Source organism: Chryseobacterium sp. MYb328 (genome assembly GCF_037572595.1).
In the GTDB taxonomy this organism is placed as follows: domain Bacteria; phylum Bacteroidota; class Bacteroidia; order Flavobacteriales; family Weeksellaceae; genus Chryseobacterium; species Chryseobacterium pennae.
In genome coordinates this window covers 1-21,610 of sequence record NZ_JBBGZQ010000008.1, presented here as the reverse complement: position 1 = coordinate 21,610, position 21,610 = coordinate 1, and the positions used below count along the sequence as shown (strand labels likewise).

Annotated in this window: 23 protein-coding genes; 7 read left to right on the top strand and 16 right to left on the bottom strand. The window is 35.8% G+C overall.

The genetic code is table 11. From position 1 onward, the window contains the following. Positions 1-111: 111 nt before the first annotated feature. The 6 genes from WH267_RS09910 to WH267_RS09885 form a co-directional block, all read right to left on the bottom strand. Complete coding sequence (locus tag WH267_RS09910; RefSeq protein ID WP_340007847.1) at positions 112-1,206, bottom strand: helix-turn-helix domain-containing protein; 1,095 nt, start codon at positions 1,204-1,206, stop codon at positions 112-114. Positions 1,207-1,238: 32 nt separating this feature from the next. Next, the gene (locus tag WH267_RS09905; protein WP_340007845.1) at positions 1,239-1,880 is read right to left on the bottom strand and encodes a rhomboid family intramembrane serine protease; all 642 of its coding nucleotides are present in this window, start codon (positions 1,878-1,880) and stop codon (positions 1,239-1,241) included. A gap of 42 nt (positions 1,881-1,922) precedes the next feature. Further along, positions 1,923-4,514 carry a DNA gyrase/topoisomerase IV subunit A gene (locus WH267_RS09900; protein WP_115971614.1) on the bottom strand — a complete coding sequence of 864 codons (2,592 nt, stop codon included), beginning with the start codon at positions 4,512-4,514 and terminating at the stop codon, positions 1,923-1,925. A gap of 8 nt (positions 4,515-4,522) precedes the next feature. Beyond that, positions 4,523-4,939 carry a hypothetical protein gene (locus WH267_RS09895; protein ID WP_340007841.1) on the bottom strand — a complete coding sequence of 139 codons (417 nt, stop codon included), beginning with the start codon at positions 4,937-4,939 and terminating at the stop codon, positions 4,523-4,525. Positions 4,940-5,027: 88 nt separating this feature from the next. Continuing rightward, positions 5,028-6,914, bottom strand: a complete 1,887-nt coding sequence (locus WH267_RS09890; RefSeq protein ID WP_115971612.1) for a DNA topoisomerase IV subunit B — start codon at positions 6,912-6,914, stop codon at positions 5,028-5,030. Between the two features lie 174 nt (positions 6,915-7,088). Continuing rightward, positions 7,089-7,631, bottom strand: a complete 543-nt coding sequence (locus WH267_RS09885; RefSeq protein WP_123319105.1) for a DUF2867 domain-containing protein — start codon at positions 7,629-7,631, stop codon at positions 7,089-7,091. A 465-nt stretch (positions 7,632-8,096) separates the two neighbouring features. Between WH267_RS09885 and WH267_RS09880 the strand changes: the two genes are divergently transcribed. From WH267_RS09880 to WH267_RS09860, 5 genes are all read left to right on the top strand, one after another. Further along, on the top strand, positions 8,097-9,245 hold the full coding sequence (locus WH267_RS09880) for a methionine aminotransferase (protein ID WP_340007837.1): 1,149 nt from the start codon (positions 8,097-8,099) through the stop codon (positions 9,243-9,245). A 164-nt stretch (positions 9,246-9,409) separates the two neighbouring features. Next, positions 9,410-9,580, top strand: a complete 171-nt coding sequence (locus WH267_RS09875) for a hypothetical protein (RefSeq protein ID WP_165852237.1) — start codon at positions 9,410-9,412, stop codon at positions 9,578-9,580. A gap of 37 nt (positions 9,581-9,617) precedes the next feature. Beyond that, complete coding sequence (locus WH267_RS09870; RefSeq protein ID WP_340007834.1) at positions 9,618-9,806, top strand: bacteriocin; 189 nt, start codon at positions 9,618-9,620, stop codon at positions 9,804-9,806. Between the two features lie 27 nt (positions 9,807-9,833). After that, positions 9,834-9,989, top strand: a complete 156-nt coding sequence (locus WH267_RS09865; RefSeq protein WP_340007833.1) for a hypothetical protein — start codon at positions 9,834-9,836, stop codon at positions 9,987-9,989. A gap of 198 nt (positions 9,990-10,187) precedes the next feature. Next, complete coding sequence (locus WH267_RS09860) at positions 10,188-10,379, top strand: hypothetical protein (protein ID WP_340007831.1); 192 nt, start codon at positions 10,188-10,190, stop codon at positions 10,377-10,379. A 37-nt stretch (positions 10,380-10,416) separates the two neighbouring features. On the opposite strand, the gene WH267_RS09855 is transcribed toward WH267_RS09860, so the two are convergent. From WH267_RS09855 to WH267_RS09830, 6 genes are all read right to left on the bottom strand, one after another. After that, positions 10,417-11,181 (bottom strand): SDR family NAD(P)-dependent oxidoreductase, encoded by a 765-nt coding sequence (locus WH267_RS09855; protein ID WP_340007829.1) that lies wholly within the window; start codon positions 11,179-11,181, stop codon positions 10,417-10,419. 87 nt (positions 11,182-11,268) lie between these two features. After that, positions 11,269-12,207 carry a helix-turn-helix domain-containing protein gene (locus tag WH267_RS09850; RefSeq protein ID WP_115971606.1) on the bottom strand — a complete coding sequence of 313 codons (939 nt, stop codon included), beginning with the start codon at positions 12,205-12,207 and terminating at the stop codon, positions 11,269-11,271. A gap of 90 nt (positions 12,208-12,297) precedes the next feature. After that, positions 12,298-13,077, bottom strand: a complete 780-nt coding sequence (locus WH267_RS09845; RefSeq protein WP_340007825.1) for a helix-turn-helix domain-containing protein — start codon at positions 13,075-13,077, stop codon at positions 12,298-12,300. A 6-nt stretch (positions 13,078-13,083) separates the two neighbouring features. Next, a complete protein-coding gene (locus WH267_RS09840) occupies positions 13,084-14,214 on the bottom strand; it encodes an MBL fold metallo-hydrolase (RefSeq protein ID WP_340007823.1) in 1,131 nt (376 codons plus the stop codon). Next, positions 14,211-14,864 carry an NAD-dependent epimerase/dehydratase family protein gene (locus tag WH267_RS09835; RefSeq protein ID WP_340007821.1) on the bottom strand — a complete coding sequence of 218 codons (654 nt, stop codon included), beginning with the start codon at positions 14,862-14,864 and terminating at the stop codon, positions 14,211-14,213. The genes WH267_RS09840 and WH267_RS09835 overlap by 4 nt, the downstream gene beginning before the upstream one ends. A gap of 39 nt (positions 14,865-14,903) precedes the next feature. Beyond that, entirely contained in the window at positions 14,904-15,890 is a 987-nt protein-coding gene (locus WH267_RS09830) for an SDR family oxidoreductase (protein WP_340007819.1), read from the bottom strand. A gap of 231 nt (positions 15,891-16,121) precedes the next feature. On the opposite strand from WH267_RS09830, the gene WH267_RS09825 reads away from it, so the two are divergent. Next, the gene (locus tag WH267_RS09825) at positions 16,122-16,328 is read left to right on the top strand and encodes a hypothetical protein (protein ID WP_340007817.1); all 207 of its coding nucleotides are present in this window, start codon (positions 16,122-16,124) and stop codon (positions 16,326-16,328) included. A gap of 220 nt (positions 16,329-16,548) precedes the next feature. Continuing rightward, a complete protein-coding gene (locus tag WH267_RS09820; RefSeq protein ID WP_165852235.1) occupies positions 16,549-16,710 on the top strand; it encodes a hypothetical protein in 162 nt (53 codons plus the stop codon). 299 nt (positions 16,711-17,009) lie between these two features. On the opposite strand, the gene WH267_RS09815 is transcribed toward WH267_RS09820, so the two are convergent. From WH267_RS09815 to WH267_RS09800, 4 genes are all read right to left on the bottom strand, one after another. Continuing rightward, positions 17,010-18,071, bottom strand: coding sequence for a hypothetical protein (locus WH267_RS09815; RefSeq protein WP_340007816.1), 1,062 nt, complete (start codon positions 18,069-18,071; stop codon positions 17,010-17,012). A gap of 87 nt (positions 18,072-18,158) precedes the next feature. Next, positions 18,159-19,250, bottom strand: a complete 1,092-nt coding sequence (gene ychF, locus WH267_RS09810) for a redox-regulated ATPase YchF (RefSeq protein ID WP_115971600.1) — start codon at positions 19,248-19,250, stop codon at positions 18,159-18,161. Positions 19,251-19,439: 189 nt separating this feature from the next. Beyond that, positions 19,440-19,991 (bottom strand): ferritin, encoded by a 552-nt coding sequence (locus WH267_RS09805; protein ID WP_115971599.1) that lies wholly within the window; start codon positions 19,989-19,991, stop codon positions 19,440-19,442. A 396-nt stretch (positions 19,992-20,387) separates the two neighbouring features. Further along, positions 20,388-21,416 carry an aerolysin family beta-barrel pore-forming toxin gene (locus tag WH267_RS09800; RefSeq protein WP_340007814.1) on the bottom strand — a complete coding sequence of 343 codons (1,029 nt, stop codon included), beginning with the start codon at positions 21,414-21,416 and terminating at the stop codon, positions 20,388-20,390. Positions 21,417-21,610: the final 194 nt, after the last annotated feature.

The following is a 21,610-nucleotide window of genomic DNA, read 5'->3' as shown; positions in this document are numbered from 1 at the left end:
TTTAATGTTCAGGATTATCTGAACGAACCTATTTTTAATGAAAAGATAAAATATTTACAAACAATTAAAAGTCAAATAATTAAACTCAAACACAAGGTAAAAGTTTATAAACTAGAACCTATTTTTAAACTCAGAAGGAGTCTGACCTGTTATTTTTTTAAAGGTGGTATTAAAAGAAGTCTTGGAATTGAAACCTGATTCATAAGCAATTCCCAGAATGGATAACTTGCTGTTCGAATCTTTAAGAAGGCTTTGGGCATACTCAACCCTGAACTCATTCACGTACTGGAAAAAATTCTTTTGAAAACCTGTATTAATCACATATGACAACTGATGGGTAGAAACGGATAAGATCTCTGCCAGCTTAATGAGATTCAGTTCACTATCCAGATAAGGTTTCCGGGTTTCCATAATATTTCCAAGCTTCGTTTTGATCCTTACCAGCTCTTCATCAGAGATCAGCTTCTTTTTCACTTCTTCTGAATCAGGATTATCATCTATCGAGATCAATTCTTCACGTTGTTTTTCTTCCAGAGGATAGATCTCTTTCTGTTTTAAAGAATAGTAACCTACACAATAAATAACCACCAGAAATATGGCATTGATAAAGAAATTTAATGACTTGGGATCATAAAACAGATTGTAAACCACATAGATGATGTTTACAACAAGTATCACCAGGATAATATATTCCAGCCAGTTCAGATTGATTCCTTCTGTATTGGAAGAAAACTGCTGGATTTTCCGCTGATGTTTTCTGATGGTGATATAAGAGATTACAGTATAAAACAATGCCTGAACCATAATCAGGATAATGCTCAGAAACTCGAAAGGCTTGGTATATCCCAGACCTGTCAGTACAAGACACATCATGAATGCCGCCGGAAACAACAGAAATTTTAAATCTGTTATTCTAAATGTAAAAGAAGGATTGGTATAAAATAATACACTAAAGTAAAAAAAGACAGGCGTCAGATATTGTACAAACCTCACCAAAAAAAGGGAATGGAACTCTATTGCTGAGCCGGTTATCAGGAAAAGCACTTCATCCATCCAGAAGGTAGACCAGAGAAAAAGAAAGATTCCGAAACAGAAATTGGCTTTCCGGTTAACTTTTAAAGGGTTTGCAATCTTCAGCAGAGAAAGCAAAACCAATGAACCATAGATAAGTATCACGATGAAACTATTGAATTCTGATGTGTTCATTGGTTTTGATATTTTAAATTAAAAATAATCTTTTATCCTATTCGCTTCCTGACAAAAATCTGATAGCCCAGATAAATCAGCGGAAGTGACATCACTCCCAGGAAAAGTATGTTACTCATCGCCAGCTGCGGATGCAGTACAATAGAATAAACAAGTCCGAAGAAAGCACCTCCAAGGTGAGCTGCGTGCCCCAGGTTATCCCATTGCTTAGGATTCAGCATCATGTATACGGAATATCCGAAATACAGTGTTCCGAACAGCCATCCTGGTAAGAAATTCACGCTGATCTCATTTGGGGCCATAGCTATGGAAGCAAAAATGATTCCCGAAACAGCTCCAGAAGCTCCGATCGCGGAATACCAAGGCTGTTTCTGATAAATCTGTAAACTGAATAAGTTTCCAAGAATCATCGACCCGAAATAGATAATCAAAAATCCTATTTCTCCAAAGAAATGAACTACCACTCCCTGAAAGAAGTATAGGGAAAGCATATTGAAAAACAGGTGCATAAAGTCTGCATGCAAAAATGCAGAACTGATCAGCCTTATATATTCTTTACGGTTGGCAATCGCTCCAACATTGAATTTATATTTTTCAAATAGCCCTGTATTATTGAATCCCATATAACTAAATATACAGGTAACTGCAATAATGATCAAAACAACTATATCCATCTGATGTTTTTATTATATTCTTTATTATAAGCTTTATAGGGCCTATTCTGTTTCTATTTCTCCATCTGCCTCAAACAGATCTCCTATAATACCGCCATCTTCATCCATATCTCCCATGGATTCCGGTTCTTCATAGATTTCCGGTTCTTCTTCTACAGGTTCAGGAATAGTGATATTGATTGCTTTCACTTTAAATTTAGTAAACTGGTTACCAATTGCTTTTATTCCTTTTACGGTAATGAATTCATCAATATTAATGGTTTCCGCATCACGTTCTTTGCCTTTATCTTTTGTGAAAATAATTTCTGCTGTTGCATCATTAGCCACAATTACATTCTCTATAAATGACTTAGGATGTTCAGATGGCATAAAGGTCTGTACGTTAACAGTATTTTCCAGTAAGAATCTCTTGATGAAATAAATGTCCTTTTCCCCATCATAGTAGATACACGTAATTGGCTGTGCAGGTCTCCATTTTTCCAATACCAGATATTCGTCATCGAAACGGTTCCCAAGATCAAACGAAACAAGCTTTACTTCTCCATTGGTATTGATGGTTAAAATTTTATCATCACCTTTGAAACTCCCCAGCAAACTACCTCTTGCATCAGCATTCAGTCTTCTTACTGTATCATCAAACCAGATTCTTCTTGGGGCCAGTGTAGAAACACCTTCTTCTTTAAGATCTACTTTCTTCACTGCATATTTGGTTACCAGATTTCCTTTGGAATCACGTCCTTTAATTGCCAGATCAGAGAAATTGATCTCCATTTTATTCTTTCTGATTCTCGGATTTGGTTTTAAAAGAACAGTAACGGTTTCCGCTTCACCATTAGGATTTGCTGAAAAATATAATGTTTCTGAACCTTTTTTGTCTGAAGCCAGCGGATAATCTGTATTTCGGGTTACTCCCGTCACAGAAAAACGTTTCATATAATAAGGTCCTTCCCTACCTTCACGATAGATCATGTTGTAGACTGTTCTCTTATCATTTTTCTTCCATATGGCAACATGAAGAATGTCTTTTCCAACAAAGGTTTTAGCCTCCACTTTTACAACTTTCATGCTACCGTCTTTTCTGAAAATAATGATATCATCTATATCCGAACAATCAAAAAGGTACTGATCTTTCTTCAGTGAGGTTCCGATGAAACCTTCTTCAAAATTGGCATAGAACTTCTCATTGGCTACAGCTACTTTCGTTGCATCAATGGTATCAAAGATTCTAAGTTCTGTTTTTCTCTGCTTATCTTTTCCGTATTTCTTCTGGATATTCAGATAGTAATCGATAGCATATGTAATCAGGTTGGCAAGGTGGTGTTTTACCTGCTCAATTTTACCTTCCAGAGCAGCTATATTTTCTTTAAATTTATCTAAATCGAATCTTGAAATTCTCTTGATCCTGATCTCTGTTAATTTTAAAATATCTTCTTCCGTTACCGCTCTTAAAAGATGTTTGGTATGAGGTTTTAATCCTATATCAATAGTTTTTAAAACATCTTCCCAGCTCTTCACCTCTTCAATATCGTGGTAAATCCTGTTTTCGATGAAGATTCTTTCCAGTGAGGAGAAATGCCAGCTTTCCTGAAGCTCATGAAGTTCTATTTCAAGCTCTTTTTTAAGCAATGAAACCGTATGATCGGTATTCGTTTTCAGAATATCGGAAACATTCATGAACATTGGTTTATCACCTACAATCACACAGGCATTCGGAGAAATCGTTACCTGACAGTCTGTAAAGGCATACAGCGCATCAATTGTCTTATCCGGAGACACATCATTATGAATATGAATCAGGATTTCAACTTTATCGGATGTATTGTCTTCAATTTTCTTAATCTTGATCTTTCCTTTCTCATTGGCTTTTAAGATAGAATCGATCAGGTCACTCGTTGTTTTGGAATAAGGAAGTTCAGAGATCACCAGCATATGTTTATCCGTCTGGGTGATTTTAGCTCTGGCTCTTACTTTTCCTCCTCGGTGACCGTCATTATATTCTGATACATCAAGATAACCAGCGGTTAAAAAATCTGGGTAAATCTCAAATTTCTTACCTTTTAAATGGGCAACAGATGCATTGATAAGTTCGTTGAAGTTATGCGGAAGGATCTTGGTGGAAAGTCCAACTCCAATTCCTTCCACTCCCTGAGCAAGAAGCAAAGGAAATTTTACAGGAAGGTCTATTGGCTCGTTATTTCTACCATCATAGGATTTTGTCCATTCCGTAGTTTTAGGGTTAAAGACTACTTCCAGGGCAAAAGGGGTCAGCCTGGCTTCAATATACCTCGCTGCTGCTGCAGAATCTCCAGTATAGATGTTCCCCCAGTTTCCCTGAGTATCAATCAGTAGTTCTTTCTGCCCAACCTGCACCATGGCATCTGTAATGGAAGCATCACCGTGAGGGTGATATTTCATGGTATTTCCCACGATGTTGGCCACCTTATTGTAACGGCCATCTTCCAGTTCCCGCATAGAGTGCATAATTCTTCGCTGAACAGGCTTAAGCCCGTCAAATATCGAAGGAATGGCCCTATCCAAAATTACATAGGAAGCATAATCCAGAAACCAGTCTTTGTAAAGACCGGAAACCTTCTTTAAGCTTTCACCCTCATGCGAATATTCTTCTGTCGTCATCTGTTATATTAATCTTTTTTCTCTTTATTGGCTTTTACCACTTTATTCAGAGAGAGTTTTAAATCGTTTACTTCTTTTCTGGTCAAATAAGAGATCTGGTACTTCAGAATAGTAGATCCATTATTCTTACTTGAGACGGTAATGTATAGTCTTTTGATGAAGAAAATACTTACTACGTCATATTTTATCAGTTTATACTTTGGAAATTCATCATGAAGAGCCTTGCTTAAAAAGGGAATGATATTCCTGTTCTTAAAATGCAATGCTTCTCCGTCACTGTCATATTCAAAAATCTGTCTTCCATTCAGAAAAAAAAATATCAGCAACAATACAGGAATGATAACCATCAGATAACTTTCATTACCTAATGCATGAAACCTATAATCATTGGCTAAAAATCCTATTATTCCAAACACCACCATCATAATTAGCAGTGTATTTATAAAGTTATAAAATGATGTTTTACTACGGTTACTTAATCTCATTGTGATTCTTATGCGGTGTTCATTAGCTTTAGCTATTTACTTCATCAAGAATGGTTTTTTTATCAATATCCGAATCGTCTTCCACTACCAGGTTCTCAAGAATGAAAGTCTGTCTGTCCGGTGTATTTTTACCCATATAAAACTCCAGTAGCTGGTCTATGGTCTGGTCTTTTCCAATCACCACCGGTTCTAAACGGATATCTTTACCTATGAAATGCTTAAATTCATCCGGAGAAATCTCTCCCAACCCTTTGAATCGGGTAATTTCAGGATTTTTTCCAAGATCATTCAATGCTTTTACTCTTTCTGCTTCTGAATAGCAGTATCTTGTCTCTTTTTTATTTCTAACCCTGAATAATGGGGTCTGAAGAATATAGAGGTGGTTATTTTTAATCAGATCTGGAAAAAACTGCAGGAAGAATGTAATCATCAACAGACGGATGTGCATTCCATCGACATCGGCATCAGTTGCAATAATTACCTGATTGTATCTCAGGTCTTCCAAACTTTCTTCAATATTTAAAGCAGCCTGAAGAAGATTGAATTCTTCATTCTCATACACCACTTTCTTCGTTAGTCCATAGCAATTCAGAGGCTTCCCTTTTAGTGAGAATACCGCCTGAGTTTCTACGTCTCTCGATTTCGTGATCGATCCGGATGCAGAATCTCCCTCGGTGATAAAGATCTGTGTATCTCCTTTTCTTTCAGCTTTCTGGTCGTTGTAATGCTGTCTGCAGTCACGAAGTTTTTTATTGTGAAGAGAAACTTTTTTAGCTCTTTCTCTTGCCAGTTTCTGGATTCCGGAAAGTTCTTTTCTCTCTCTTTCAGAGATCAGAATTTTTCTCTGGATTGCTTCTGCAATTTCAGGATTCTTGTGTAAGAAATTATCCAGTTTGCTTTTCAGAAAATCAATAATAAAAGTCCTTACAGTAGGGCCATTCGGTCCCATATCATTAGATCCCAGCTTTGTTTTGGTCTGAGATTCAAAAACAGGTTCTTCCACATTGATAGAAATCGCTGCAATGATTGATTTTCTGATATCGGAAGCATCAAAGTTTTTATTAAAGAATTCACGGATCGTTTTCACATAGGCTTCACGAAAAGCATTAAGGTGAGTTCCCCCTTGCGTTGTATTCTGTCCGTTAACAAATGAAAAATAGGTTTCCATTTGTGATTTATCGGAATGGGTAATCGCCAATTCAATATCGTCCCCTTTTAAATGAACGATCGGATATAAAGTATCGCTTTCCAGTTCTTCTTCCAAAAGATCCTTCAGACCGTTTTCAGAAAAATAAGTTTCCCCGTTGAATAATATTTTCAGTCCGGGATTCAGATATGCATAATTGCGGAGCATTCTTTCGATATACTCTTTTCTATATTTGAAATGCAGGAAAATATCCCCATCCGGAATAAATGAAATTTCAGTTCCATTTCTGTCTGAGGTTTCTTTTTCATCAAAGTTTTCCGTGATTATTCCGCGGGAAAATTCCGCCATTTTCATTTTCCCGTCACGGAAAGAACGTACTTTGAAATATTCTGAAAGGGCATTTACCGCTTTCGTTCCGACTCCGTTCAGCCCGACCGATTTTTTGAAGGCTTTACTGTCGTATTTACCTCCGGTATTCATTTTGGAAACGGCATCTACCATTTTTCCCAGCGGAATTCCACGACCAAAGTCACGAATGGTAACCTTGCCGTCATCCAGCTTTATTTCAATTCTTTTACCGGATCTCATCCTGAACTCATCAATGGAGTTATCCAGGATTTCTTTAAGTAAAATGTAAATACCGTCATCGGCAGATGAACCGTCACCGAGCTTCCCGATGTACATGCCGGGGCGCAGACGGATATGTTCCTGCCAATCGAGGGTTCTGATATTCTCTTCGGAGTAGGTTGGATTTATTTCTTGTGACATATATGATTTCAGCAAACATACAAAAATACGAAATTGTCCAAAATTATCCGAATTTTAGTCTTCATTTTTTTATCAACATTCTTCCTGAAATCAGTATTCATATCATAAAAAGTAGACTTAAAGGGATAAAGAATAAAGGGCAAGTGTCTATATTCCGACAATTACCCTTTACAATTATTGTTTAGTACTCTCCAGCTGGCCAATTATATTTTTAAGCATAACCGGAACAATTAATTTATGAAATGGACGAACCGGCAGAAAATATAGCACTCCCAGCCAGTTATGAAATTTTACGGTAGTGGAAATCGTTAAAGAATTTTCATCCTGTCCTCCTTGATTTTTATCGAACAAAAGAGAGACTCTGAAGTCCAGATGTTTATCATCTTCCCCAAGAATAATCTCATTACTGGTCTTATCGAACACCTTGAAAATCCCTACCCGTTCCCCTACTTCACAGGTAAAGGAATCAGAATCTTTTACCGGAACAGTCTCTGCTCCGGTTTTGAGACCGAATAATTTCACCACCTTGTTTCTGAAGGCAAACATCTTTTTTCCCCATTTAGGCCCACTTGTAAAAAAGGCTTTTCCAATTTGTGTAATATTAAAATTCTGCCCATTACCAACCAGCCCACCTACAAAACTGTCAGCATAATCAAACTCATCTTTTCCTTGAGCCAAAATGGATTTTGCCGGAAACTCAATCTTCTTAATTTTCATGATCATTGGTTTAAAATTATTTTTAGCATAACAAATGTAAACATCATCGAACATATCTAAAAGTAAAAAGTTATATTTTTTAAACAATTGTTTAAAGTTATTTTTTACTGCTGAAAATTCTAAGGGAATTTGTTGAAAAATGCGATGACGCAATTTTTTTGGATTCATGCGGTTGTAAGATGCGATGATTTTATCTCCGATAAAATTGATTACAGGTAGACCTTATACAGGTTACACCAGAATCTTAAAGATGAATATTTTTTAATAGCCACGAATACACTAATCAGTTCATTAGCGCATTCGTGGCAAAAGTAAAGTGTATACCTGAGAATCTTTGATTCTCTTGCACCTTAAAAACGGTTCCTCTTATAAATTCTTTGCACCATTGGGTTTCCCAACCTAAAACTATTTTAATGACTTATTTAAATAATTCATTAAATTCGGTATCAACAAAATTTGTTTTTTATGATACACCTTCCTTTATCTAAGCTTTCCAATGTAGGAACCACCATTTTCAGTCAGATGACGCAGCTGGCCAATGAAAATGAAGCGATTAACCTTTCTCAGGGGTTTCCTGATTTCATGCCGGATCCTGAATTGCTGAACAATGTAGATCACTTTATTAAAAAAGGCTTCAACCAGTATGCACCATTGGGAGGAATGATTGCTTTAAAGGAAGAGATAGCAAGGAAAATAGAAAACAGCCATCAGGCTGCTTATCACCCGGATTCGGAAATTACCGTTACTGCAGGGGGAACTCAAGCTATATTTACCGCTATTGCTACTTTTATTAAGAAAGATGATGAAGTGATTATTTTTGAACCGGCTTATGATTGTTACGAACCTACCGTTGAGCTTTTCGGAGGCCTTGTAAAAAGATTCGAAATGAAAGCTCCGGATTATAAAATCGACTGGATTGCTGTAAAAAACCTGATCAGCGACAAAACTAAAATGATCATCCTGAATAATCCTAACAATCCTTCCGGAAAAATCTTACAAGAAGAGGATATTAAAGCACTAATTCAATTGGTAAAGGGAACTTCTATTCTTATTTTGAGCGATGAAGTATATGAGAATATTGTTTTTGATGGAAAACAGCATTTAAGTATCTGTAAATATCCTGAATTAAAAGAAAGAAGTCTTCTTGTGGCTTCATTCGGAAAACTTTTTCACGTTACGGGATGGAAGGTAGGATACTGTGCGGCTCCAAAAGCTTTAACCGATGAATTCAGAAAGGTACACCAGTTCAATGTTTTCTGTGTAAACACTCCTATTCAGCTTGCTTTGGCAGAGTATATGAAAAATGAAGAGCATTATATCCATCTTAATCAGTTCTTTCAGGAGAAAAGAGATTTTCTGAGAAAAGGGCTTTCCGGGACTTCTTTTGAACTTTTGGATTGTGAGGGAACTTACTTCCAAGCTGTAAAATATTCTAAAATTTCGGATAAAAATGATTTTGATTTTGCCAGCGAACTGACAATTAATCATAAAGTGGCCACTGTTCCATTTTCTTCTTTTTATAAAAATAAGCTGAATGAAAATGTAATCCGGCTATGTTTTGCCAAGAAACAGGAAACACTGGAAAGAGCTTTAGAAAATCTTTCAAAACTATAATGATGTAAGGTTCACCGGAAGTATTGTAAGCCCGGCATCAAGGAACTTATTCATTATCAGAAGTAAGTAATAAATTACGATATTTATATTTTTTCTTCAACAGGTGATTTAATGTTAAAACTTTTCATATATTCGTAATAACTAACTTATTAAAAATCAGAATCATGAAAAACAAAACATTAGCAAAAGCAAAGCATTTGAATAAAAAAGAGCTGCGCACGATCAATGGAGGACTTTTAATGTGTCTTGATGCTTCATTAAGATGCAGACAGTATCATCCTAAGTGTGCAGAAGATCAATGTAAGCCGGGACAGCCACAACAGCCTTGGGATTAATTCCTGAACAATACGTAACATCTCAAATATCACGATTATGAAAGCACATATTCTACTGAAGAGACTTAGTAAAAAAGAATTGAAAACAATTGCAGGAGGTATGCTGGACTGTATGCCTGCTCAGGAAATCTGCCTGCCACATATGGAGCCCTGCCAGTCGCATGTTGATGAAAATGGCTGCGCCATGATTTCGCCTTATTGCGGACAAAAAATATGCAGACCTTAATAACAACCATTGATTAAAATCTAAGCTATGGAAAACAAAATTCAACTTAACGGAAGAAAATTGAACAAGAAACAACTGATCACCATCAAAGGCGGGCTGAAAATCTGCAGACCGGAAGGCTTTACAGAATGTAAAGAATATGGGAAATTCTGTGGTGAACCGGAATGTAAAGCTCCTTTATAGTTCAACAAGACTCTACATCATAAAAAAGTCTATCTCCAATAGGGATAGACTTTTGTTTTTGTATGTTACTATTTACAGGCAATACAACAACACCTCTATTAATTTGATACAATCACAAAACTTATTTTTCTCTCATACGGGATTTACAATTGGTATTTTCCGTATATTCGTTATACATAACTTACTAAATATCAAACCATGAACAAACAAAATTTAAACAGAGGAAAAAAACTAGCCAAGAAAGAGTTGGAAATGATTACAGGAGGAGGAGAGGTAAGATGTAAAATCTATGGGGACCGATGTTATTATTATGGCCCGGGATGCAGGGAAAAAGAATGTCAGCCACCCGTTCCTGTTGATCCGATTGACGATTACCCAATAATTATATAAAATAAGAACCGGTATACTTTACCGGTTCTTATTGTTATTAAAGAAACATTCCTCCTGAAACTTCAATTCTTTGTCCGTTAATCCAGCCAGCGTCATCTGTACATAGAAAAGCCACTACCCCACCGATATCATCTGGAAGACCTACTCTACCCAAAGCTGTAGAACCGGCTACCATATCATTGATTTCTTTATTATCTCTTACTCTTCCGCCACCGAAATCCGTTTCAATAGCTCCCGGAGCTATTACATTTGCTTTTATTTTTCTGGCCCCCAATTCTTTGGCCATATATTTTGTAAGCATTTCCACTCCTGCTTTTATAGAACCATAGACAGAAGAGCCTGGTGTTGCAAACCTTGCCAGCCCTGAAGAAATATTAATAATTCCTCCGCCATCATTGATGAAAGGCAGTAGTTTCTGAGTTAAGAAGAACACTCCTTTGAAATGAATGTCTACCATATCATCCATCTGGTCTTCCGTAACTTCTGTAATAGGTGAATATAAAGCTGTTCCAGCATTATTAACCAGGTAATCAATATGAGAATTTCCGGTGGTTTCTTCTAGGTGACGGGTAACATTTTTAATAAAATTATCAAAGCTTTTACGGTCTTTTGTATCTAGCTGAAATGCTGCTGCATTCCTTCCTATAGCTTTTATTTCATCCACAACAGCTTCTGCTTCTTCCTCATTGTTTCTATATGTAATGATCACATCAAGTCCTTTTTGCGCAATCTTAAGTGCCGAGTTTTTACCTAAACCTCTGTTTCCTCCGGTTACCAATGCTATTTTTGTCTTTGTTTCCATATTTTGGGTTGTTTTAGTGATACAAAGTTGAAATATTTACAGCAAAAAGCATTTACCCGAATCAATCCGAAATTTGCAAAATTCAAATCATGCACGGAATTCTAAAGGAGTAAACGATGTTTTTCTCTTGAAAAAGTTTGAAAAGTGGGCTATTTCTTCAAAGCCAAGAGTATAAGAGATTTCAGATATATTCCATTGGGTTTGTCTCAAAAGGATCTTTGCTTCCTGGATAATGCGGTCACCAATAAATTCCGTAGTGGTTTTCCCGGTGCTTTCTTTTAATCTTTTATTGAGATAATTAACATGCACTGATAATCTTTCAGCGTAGTCATTGGCAGCTCTCAACTGTAACCGTTGCTCCCTTGATTCAATGGGAAACTGCCTTTCCAACAATTCTATAAATAGAGATACTACTCTTATGGACGCATCTTTTGAAACTGAAATTTTTGTAGCAGGCTGCAGTTTTTGTCCATAATGAATAAGCTCCCAGACGTAATTTCTGATCAGATCATATTTAAATATATAATCCGAATCTATTTCTTTTTTTATTTTTTTAAAGAGAAGTTCTATTTCATCTGCCCAGTCATCATCAATTTCAAATATAGGAACCGCCCCAGGCTGAAAAATAGGCAGATTTTCCAAGGTATTGTAAGAGGCTTCTTTCATAAAAAAGTCTTCCGTAAATACACAAAAACTTCCTGATTGCTGAGCATTCTCCGGAATCCAATGGTAAGGAACCTTAGGAGTGGCAAACAGCAATGCATTTCTTTCTATGGAAACGGTCTTATCGGCATACTCAGCTCTGTTTTTCCCTCTGATCAAACTTATTTTGTAATATTTCCGTCTGTTATAGGGCATTTCTGAAGTATTCCGTACTCTTTCAAGGGTTTGAGCAATGTCGAATACATTAAAGTGACCAATATCTTTGTGGAGGCCTTTAGGAAAAATATCTTCCAAGCTTTTTCCCAGCTTGGCAGTCATTTCCCTGTAAAAATCTTCTAGTGAAGCATGGGCTAATTTTTCCATAACAGATAACTTGTAAAATTCAAATATACAAAGTTATGAGGTCTCTTTTTTATCTGTTGTTTTTCAATATTAAGAATCTGCTTATTCCTGTTAAAGATTCTTGGCTGATATTCCAAACTCTTTTTTGAAAGCAAAAGAAAAGTGTGAAAAATCTTCAAAACCAAGATCAAGATAAATATCGCCAGGTCTTAGTTTTTTCTCTTCAATAAGAAAACGAGCTTCCTGTAATCGTCTTTTTACTAACCAGCGATTGGGTGTTTCATTAAAGATCTTTTTAAAATCTCTTTTAAATGCTGATAAACTTCGTCCTGTAAGAAAAGCCAACCTCTCTACATTCACATTGAATTTATAGTTTTTTTGCATAAACTGCTCAAGATCCAAACGCCCCGGAATTCCAAAATCAAAAAGGACATCTGCTAATTCAGGATGTATTTGCAGGAGAATGAGTAAAAGCTCTTCTCTTTTTACATCAGAAAAAGCACTGCTGATATTCCCTGAATCTGTATAATAGGGTTCTAATGAAATTAAAAAATGATCTATTAGTTTGTCTTTTTTTATGGAAATAAATGCATCTTTTGAATTAAATTTCTGAAAAGACAAGGTATGTTTTTTCAGAAATTCTTTCAAAAACAATTCGTCAAAGATAAAAACCACCTTTTCAAATTCATCATTGTCTTTCTGTTTATTATAACGTGCCAGTCTATTTTTCCTTACGATACAGCTATTCCCCGGCTTAAGGGTGTAGTGTTTATTTCCATCATAACCATTCATTGTTCCCTTTGCCAGAAAAAGGAAGAAATGTTCTGTTATAAACTGCTCAGGAGAAATAAGAGGTCCCACAAAGCAGGATTTTATTTCAGTAATCTTCATTTTGCATTATTTTACGTTTTTCCACCATTGTTTAAAAGTTTGAGCTCCATCATCCAATCTCACCACCTCACCTATTATTGGAGTAGCCAGACGGTAGTTTTTTGATTGGGACAAGGCATAAATTCGGTTAAGAGGTTCATTCCATGGATGCCTTGCCAGGGTAAACTTAGAGTGATGAACGGGCAATAGGTTTTTCGCTTTTAATTCAGCAGTTGCCAATGCCACTTCTTCAGGCAGTTCATGTACGGATTGCCAGGCTTTGTTATACTGTCCACACTCCATGATTGCCCAGTCTATAGCAGGATGATCTGCAGCTATTTTCTTAAAACGGTTACTATATCCGCCATCCCCGCTATAATAAATATTCATCGCTGGAGACTGAATGAAAAAAGACAGCCACAATGCCTGTGAATCTTTAAATCCCCTACCTCCTGCATGATGAGTATTCTCGGTATATATTGTAAAGCCCTGTTTTACTTCCAGCTTATCTCCCCAATCATTTTCGATAATTTGCTTAGGTTTATACCCCCATTTTTCATAATGTGCTCCTGCTCCCAAGCCACAAACCACAAATTTCACTTTAGATTGTAGTGCTTTTACAGTCTCATAATCCAGATGATCATAGTGATCATGGGAAAGTAGCATATAATCAATTTCAGGCATATCGGCTACGGTATATACATCACTTCCTTTATAAGCTTTTACCCCCCATGGCAAAGGAGATGCTTTACCACTGAAAACAGGATCCACCAAAATTTTAATTCCATCTACCTGTAAAAAGAAAGATGAATGCCCAAACCAAACCAATATATTCTCATGAGAGGGAATTGCCTTTAAATTTGTTTTCACGGAGGGTAAAACGCCTTCAGGTTCGGTATTCGGATAAGTTTCAACCAGAGATTTCCAAATTTCTTCTATAAAACTGTATCCCGGAGTAATAACAGGCTTTTCTTCAAGATTCCTGAATTTTCCGTTTTTGTAGTGAACTGATTCTTTTATGGATGCCAGTCTTTCACCTTCAGGAAGTGCTCCGAACTGAGGCTGTTTCATATAAAAATAAACGGTAACCGTCACGATTAAAATGAGACACAGTAAAACAGCGCCTACAGTTTTGATTATTGTTAAAAATTTTTTCATCGGGTAGCTTCTTTTATATCCTTTACTTCCAGTACAGCACTTTTATATCCATTTTCAGCACAATGAATCATTGACAGCCCTACTTCTTCCATAGTACAGATCCAATCAGGAAATAGGAAATACCATACGGGAGACAAGGCCTCAAAAAAACGATAAATAAAACGAACATTTTTCTGTCCTTTTACCGGTTTCATAAATCCGGGGCGAAAGTTATAAACTGCTTTAAAAGGGAGTTTCAGCAGGGCATTTTCTGTCCGTCCTTTTACTCTTGCCCACATTACTTTTCCTTTCTCTGTACTGTCTGTACGATTTCCGGAGACATAAATAAAAGTCATAGTTTTGTTTATTTGAGATAATATTTCTGCGAAAGGTAACACAAAATCATAAGTCTTCCGGGTAAAACTTTCTTCAGTTTCTCCTACAGAACTTACTCCTGCACAAAAGAAGCAGGCATCATATTCCTTAAGTTCTGTACTGTAATTGTTAATTTCAGAAAAATCTTTTATAATAAGCTCTTTAAGCTTATTATTCTTACGTTCTGAAGATTTTCTGCTGACAGTTAATACTTCCGTGACTTCCGGATTATTAAGACACACCAGTAAAACTCCTTCTCCCACCAATCCTGTTGCTCCTGTGATGATTACTTTCATTTTAAATCTGGTTAAATTTAATTAAACTTTCTGCAGCAGTCACAATGGCTTCTTCGGCACTTCTGGGTTTCCAATGTAACAATGTTTTCGCTTTTTCATTACTTGCTTTTTTACCAGACCTAAATGTGGAACAATCATTTTAATCTTCGGATTGAAAACTGACAGCAATCGTATTACCCAGCTTGGCAACTCCTTTGTTGGAACTTTATGGGCAACATCCCCTAGGTTTCTTCTTAAGATTTTTGCAACTTCCAGCATCGACAGTGCTTCCCCGGCAACAGCTATGAAACGCTGCCCGTTTGCTTCAGGCATTGTTAGGGCTCTAAAATGAAGATCTGCTACATCCCGGACATCCACATATCCTGTAATGAGTTTAGGACAACCTTTCATTTCTCCGTTCATCATTTGTCTTATAATCTGGATAGAATGGGCATAGTCAGTTGATAAAACAGGCCCCATAACAGTTGTTGGATTAACTACAGATAATTCCATGCTCTCCCCTTCACTTTGTATAAATTCCCAGGCTGCTTTCTCAGAAATGGTTTTAGAACGCTGATAAGGAAAGACTGTATCATTAAGAACTGTCCAGTCTTCTTCTGTATAAGGTGTATCTTTCAGAGTTCCGTAGCTTACTGCACCAAAAGCAGATGTCAATACAACTCTTTTCACTCCCGCTTTCTTTGCTGCCCGCAATACAAATAAAACTCCATTCTTAGCAGGAATAACAAAATCATCTTCTGTTTTTGCATCTGTATTGGGAGTAGGTGATGCTGTATGCATAACATACTGACAACCTTCAGCAGCTTTATCCCAACTAGCTTCATTTTGTAAATCAGCTTCGGTAAAAGATATATCTTCAAAAGAAGTGATTCCACCCTCTTTAAGCATTTCCTTTACCAATTCTGCTTTTTTAAGGGAACGGAGTGTAGCTTTCACTTTATACCCGTTATTAAGCAAAGTGATTATACAATAACAGGCAATAAATCCTGAACCACCAGTTACCAGAACCGTTTCTTTTTTTTCCATTTTCTCACGTATTTATAAAGCAAATTTCCTGATTAAAACACAAATAGAGTTTGTTGAAAAGTTCTTTTTTATGTGTTGAAAGGTTCATCATATTGAAGAAGATCAATTTAGCCTCAATTACTAATTTAAATGCATTTTATTAAAATAATTATTATTTTATCTATAAACAGTGATTTATATTCAATTATTTTCATTACATTCGTTATAACTAACTCACTAAAAATCAAATCAATGAAAAATCAATTTTTACAATTCGGGAAAAAGCTTAATAAAAAAGAACTTACAACGATTAGAGGAGGATTACTGAACTGTATGGAATCGGTACTCTGCCCCACTCCATATGAACCATGTGAATCTCCATATCCTAATGGCTGTACCATTATTTCACCTGTCTGCGGACAAAAAGAGTGCAGACCAGCACCCATCACTATAGAATAATTCTCAAATCTCTTAAAATTAATACTATGAATAACGGCAAAAAATTGAACAAAAAAGAATTAAAATCCATCAAAGGTGGATTACAGATGTGTCTTGATCCTGAAACAAGACGATGCATAGATACTGGAATACGATGCGCGGAAAGAGAGTGCAGATATGTACCTGAGCCTCCATTTCCATTTTAAAAGATAAAATTTTAAACATTTTTAAAACTCAAACCATGAAAAATAAAAACCTGAACAACGGAAATAAATTAAATAAAAAAGAGCTAAGAAGTATTACCGGAGGATTAAGACAGTGTATAGATCCTACGACTGGCAGATGCAGGGTTTTCGGTTGGGGATGTGCTGAGGAACAATGCAGACCCGTATTGGAACCATAGAGAGATATACCCCCAGTTGATTAATACTATAAATCCATTTTTAAAATAGAGAATTATGAAAAATCAAAACCTAAGCAACGGAAAAAAACTGAACAAAAAAGAACTTAGGACTACTGCGATGCATTGATCCTGCAACAGGTTTCTGTACGACTATTGGCCCAAAATGCTTCGAAAGAAGATGTCAAATCATCACCCACCCACCATTGGATTAAACAGGAACCTCATGTAATTTTTATAATTTGAGCATTTCCATGAATTTGGAAGTGCTTTTGTCTTTTATCAATGAAATCTCAGATTCTTTAAATAACGTATCCACCAACCACTTTAAGCACCCACTTGCCATTTTCATAATCCGCAGAATAATCTTTTTTATAGAAAGTTCCTGCTTTATAAATATAAAAACTGTCCGGATTCTTTTTATTTTTCTGTATCGGGGAAATAGTTTCTTCAATAATATCTGAGACTCTGGTATAATAGGTCTGCTTCTTTTTATCTTCAGATACAAATAATACCTTTTGAGAAGGATTAACCTGATGAAAATATTCACAGTCGGTTTTATACACCTGAAATTCATAATTCAAATTTTCAGCACCTACAAAAGTATCAGACAACAGTTGATCGTAAAGACGGGTGAATTTGTTGTCTAATGATCTGAACATAGGATTTTTATCCTCAAAATCATTGATTCCATCACCGTCTGTATCTTTCTTATGGGGATTTAGCCCAAAACTATTCTCAAAAATATCATTGTAACCATCGTGATCGGAATCCTGCACCAAGTCTTCCATTTTAACTGTAAATAATTTGCCATCTTCAATTACGGCATAGTTTTTATATCCACCACGATCAATAGGATTCTCCATTTCCACAAGGCTTCCTTCAATATGAATCTTATCTCCCTGAACAATCGGATTCTGCTGAATTTTATTGAAATAATACAGGTTTGAACTAAGCCCTAAAAAATGGGCAGAAGGCCTGTTATTTTCAATTTTCAGCAACCAGTATCCAAGTCTGTTCATCCCGAGTCCATATATGGTATTTCCAGACTTTTGTTTGCCAAAACATACAAACTGATCAGAAAACTTTTCATCGAACACTGAAAAGCTAATTTCTGTTATTCCACCTCTTTTTCGAAGAAGAAACTCCTCTTTATCTGTCTCAAAGTCCCGGTATGCAGTAAGATTGGTAATTTCAAGGTAATTGGGTTTTTCTGCAAGAATTTGGTTCAGTGTATAAGATTGGGGAACATCCTCCCATATTACAACATCTTCAGTATTCATCTTATCTACAAAACATTTATCTTCAACACGTTTTGAACACGAAAAAAGAAAAAGAGAAATCGTTAAATAGAATACTTTCATGGGGACAGTTTTTCTCATCAATGCAAAAAACGCTCCCAAATTATATTATGGAAGCGTTTTTTTTATAAACTAACTTTAATATTTTTCTTATACGTTGAATCTAAAGTGCATGATGTCACCATCCTGTACAATATATTCTTTACCTTCTACAGAAAGTTTTCCGGCTTCTTTCACCTTTACTTCTGAACCGTACGTCATATAATCGTTATATTTGATTACTTCTGCACGGATGAATCCTTTTTCAAAGTCTGTGTGGATTACTCCAGCTGCCTGAGGAGCCGTCCATCCCTGTCCGATAGTCCATGCTCTTACTTCTTTTACTCCAGCAGTGAAATACGTCTGAAGTTTTAAAAGATCGTAAGCTTTTCTGATCAAACGGTTTACTCCCGGTTCTGTAAGACCTAGCTCGTCAAGGAAAATTTCTCTTTCTTCGAAAGTCTCTAATTCATTGATGTCAGCTTCAATCTGAGCAGCTAATACAACTACTTCAGCCCCTTCATTTTTAGCCATCTCTTCGATCTTTGCAATCCAATCGTTTCCGTTTTTGATAGAATTTTCATCTACGTTACAAACGTAAAGTACCGGCTTATTCGTTAAAAGCTGAACTTCAGCAATGATTGACTTTGCAAAATCATCCATCGCAAATTCTCTTGCGTTTTTCCCATCTTCTAAGAATTTCTGTAAATTCTGAAGGGTTTCGTAAGTAAGAAGATCTTCTTTCTTACCGGATTTGATGAATTTTTTAGCTTTTTCAACTGCTTTCCCTACTGTTTCAAGGTCTTTCAGTTGAAGTTCAATATCAATAATTTCTTTATCTCTTAACGGATCTACTGAACCTTCTACGTGAATGATATTTCCATTATCAAAACATCTTAAAACATGGATAATTGCTTCACACTCACGGATATTTGCCAAGAACTGATTCCCCAATCCTTCTCCTTTGCTGGCACCTTTTACAAGACCTGCAATATCAACGATTTCAACAACAGCCGGTAAAACTCTTTCAGGTTTTACGATTTTCTCCAATTCAAACAATCTCTGATCCGGCACTGAAACTGTTCCCAGGTTCGGTTCAATAGTACAGAAAGGATAGTTTGCTGATTGAGCTTTTGCATTGCTCAGACAGTTAAAAAGTGTTGATTTACCTACATTCGGCAGGCCTACGATTCCACATTTCATATTGTAAAATTCAAAGTTTAAGGTTTAAGGTTGGAAGTTCTAAGTTTTCAGATTCAAAGTTTTCACTCTGATTATTGATTCCTGAACTTTCAGCGTGCAAAGATAGTGAATTTTAAGGGAGTTTCATAATAAAAAAATCTGCCAGCATTCTGACAGATTTTCAAGCAGTTTTTACTTCACCGGTGATTTTTAGGGATTATTTCCTGTGGCTTCCTGGGCCAGAGGAACATCATTCGGGGCTTCCTGTAAAGTTTTATCTAAAGTAAATAAAGATTCATCCGTAGCTCTGTCACCGCCTGCAATTTTTAATTTATCGATAAGGTTCTGAGCTAATGTTTCTTCTTCAATCTGTTCCTGTACAAACCACTGCATAAAATTCCAGGTTGCCCAGTCTTTTTCGGCCATAGAAAGATCTACGATTTTGTAGATGGCGGTTGTATTGTCTACTTCATGTTTGAAAACACCTTCAAAACAGGCTGTAAGGCTTTCCGGATCTGCCGGAGGAGCCGGTATGGCATTTACTTTTGGTTTTCCGCCTCTGTTTAAAATATACTCCATAAATTTGATCGAATGGTTTCTTTCTTCCTGAGAATGACGGTAAAGAAAATTGGCAATTCCCTGATAACCTTTATCATCGGCCCAAATTCCATACGACAGAAAAATGTGTGATGCATGAATCTCCTTGTTCATTTGGTCACTAAGTGCTTTTTCCACCTTTGCGGAAAGTCTGTTAGTATTCATAATGTTATATTTTGGTGATTATGTGATTATTCATGCAAAAATGATTCCGAGAAGGCTTTGACTTTACATTAAAATAAACAAATTCAATTTATAATATTTTGATTTTCATTATTTTAAATTAATAATTTATAAATATTCACAATACACAATAAAAACACAATACATTAAAAATCAACAAACTATACTACATACGAGTTACAAAAACATCTTCGTAGTGAATTTCTTTTTTAATGAAAGGCTGCAATTTGAAAAAGTCTAAATAATTACAAAGTATATCCACCGGAGTTACCCAAATTTAATGAATAATTAATCATGAAAAATCCCTAAATTTTCACTCAGGGATTTTATATTTCAGAAATATTTACATTATTGGTTAGAAATAAACTTATTTCTAATTTATAATTTTACTGCAGGAGATTCAAGTATTTTAACAGTTGAACTGGCGACAGATTTTACGACTCCTTGCTCATTCATAGGGATAGAACTATCTCTTAGTAAACCTTTAGTTATATCCATATTATTGATTTCGTATCTATAGCCCGGTGTGCATAAAACATAGGTACCATTTATAGTTATTGGAACGGTATAATTCACTTCTGAACCTTGCACTTTTGTAAATACTTTAATGCTTTTTTTACTATTAGCAGGCACCTTAGTTTTATAAGAACTAGTTAAGGTCTTTTCGTTTGTAGTATCTTCTCCCCAAGATTTTTCCCCACCTACCATTATTTCTATAGTCGTTTTCCCTTCCACAGTGAGCGGAATACCGAATGATAAGGTTGAATTAATTTTCAGACTACCTGAATATTTCGTATTCCAAGTGTATTTGTAACCTGTTTTATAAGAATAGGTTACTGTAATTTCACTATCTTCATTACTTGCATTAGTCACCTCTGTTGAGAACACTTCATCAGGTAATTCTAATTGATTGGGTTTAGCTACAAGTTCTGGTTTTCCCAAAAGAACATAAGTATCTGCTTTCCACCAGTTTTTCTCTTCTTTAATATTTTTACGACCTAAAGCAAAATCACGAGTAAAAAGTACTCCATTAGGATCAGGATAACTACCCCCTGGGGTTAGAGATTTCAGCTGTTTTATAACCTCTTGTTGCTCCTTTCTGCCATTGTCAGTATCACTCAGATCCCATCCCATTTGAGATAAATATTTTTCCGTAAAAGGAACTTTGATATCCGATTGCTCCATTGATCTCGCAGATGTTTTAGCTCTATTCTTTAGCTCTGGAATCAAGTTGATTTCTTTTACTATTGTCCAACCTTGTGCTAATAATTCCTTTTCTGTTATACTGTTGTTGGGGGTAGCTGATTTCTCATTTTCTAATATGCTCGTGCTGTCGGCTCGCGAACAAGAAACAATAGATAGTACTGTAATCCCAACATATAGGAATTTTAAATATTTTTTTTTCATTGTATTTTAGCTATAAGGTGGCAACCCTTTTTAATTAAAAAAAAAGTGTAGAAATATTGATTGTGTTCTAATTAGTGATTTTTAATTTTGCAGTCATTATTTTTACAATATCAAATATACAATATAATTCACATAATTTTGATTAAATATTAATTTAAATCATTTATTTATAATAGTATTGCATTTTTTTATAA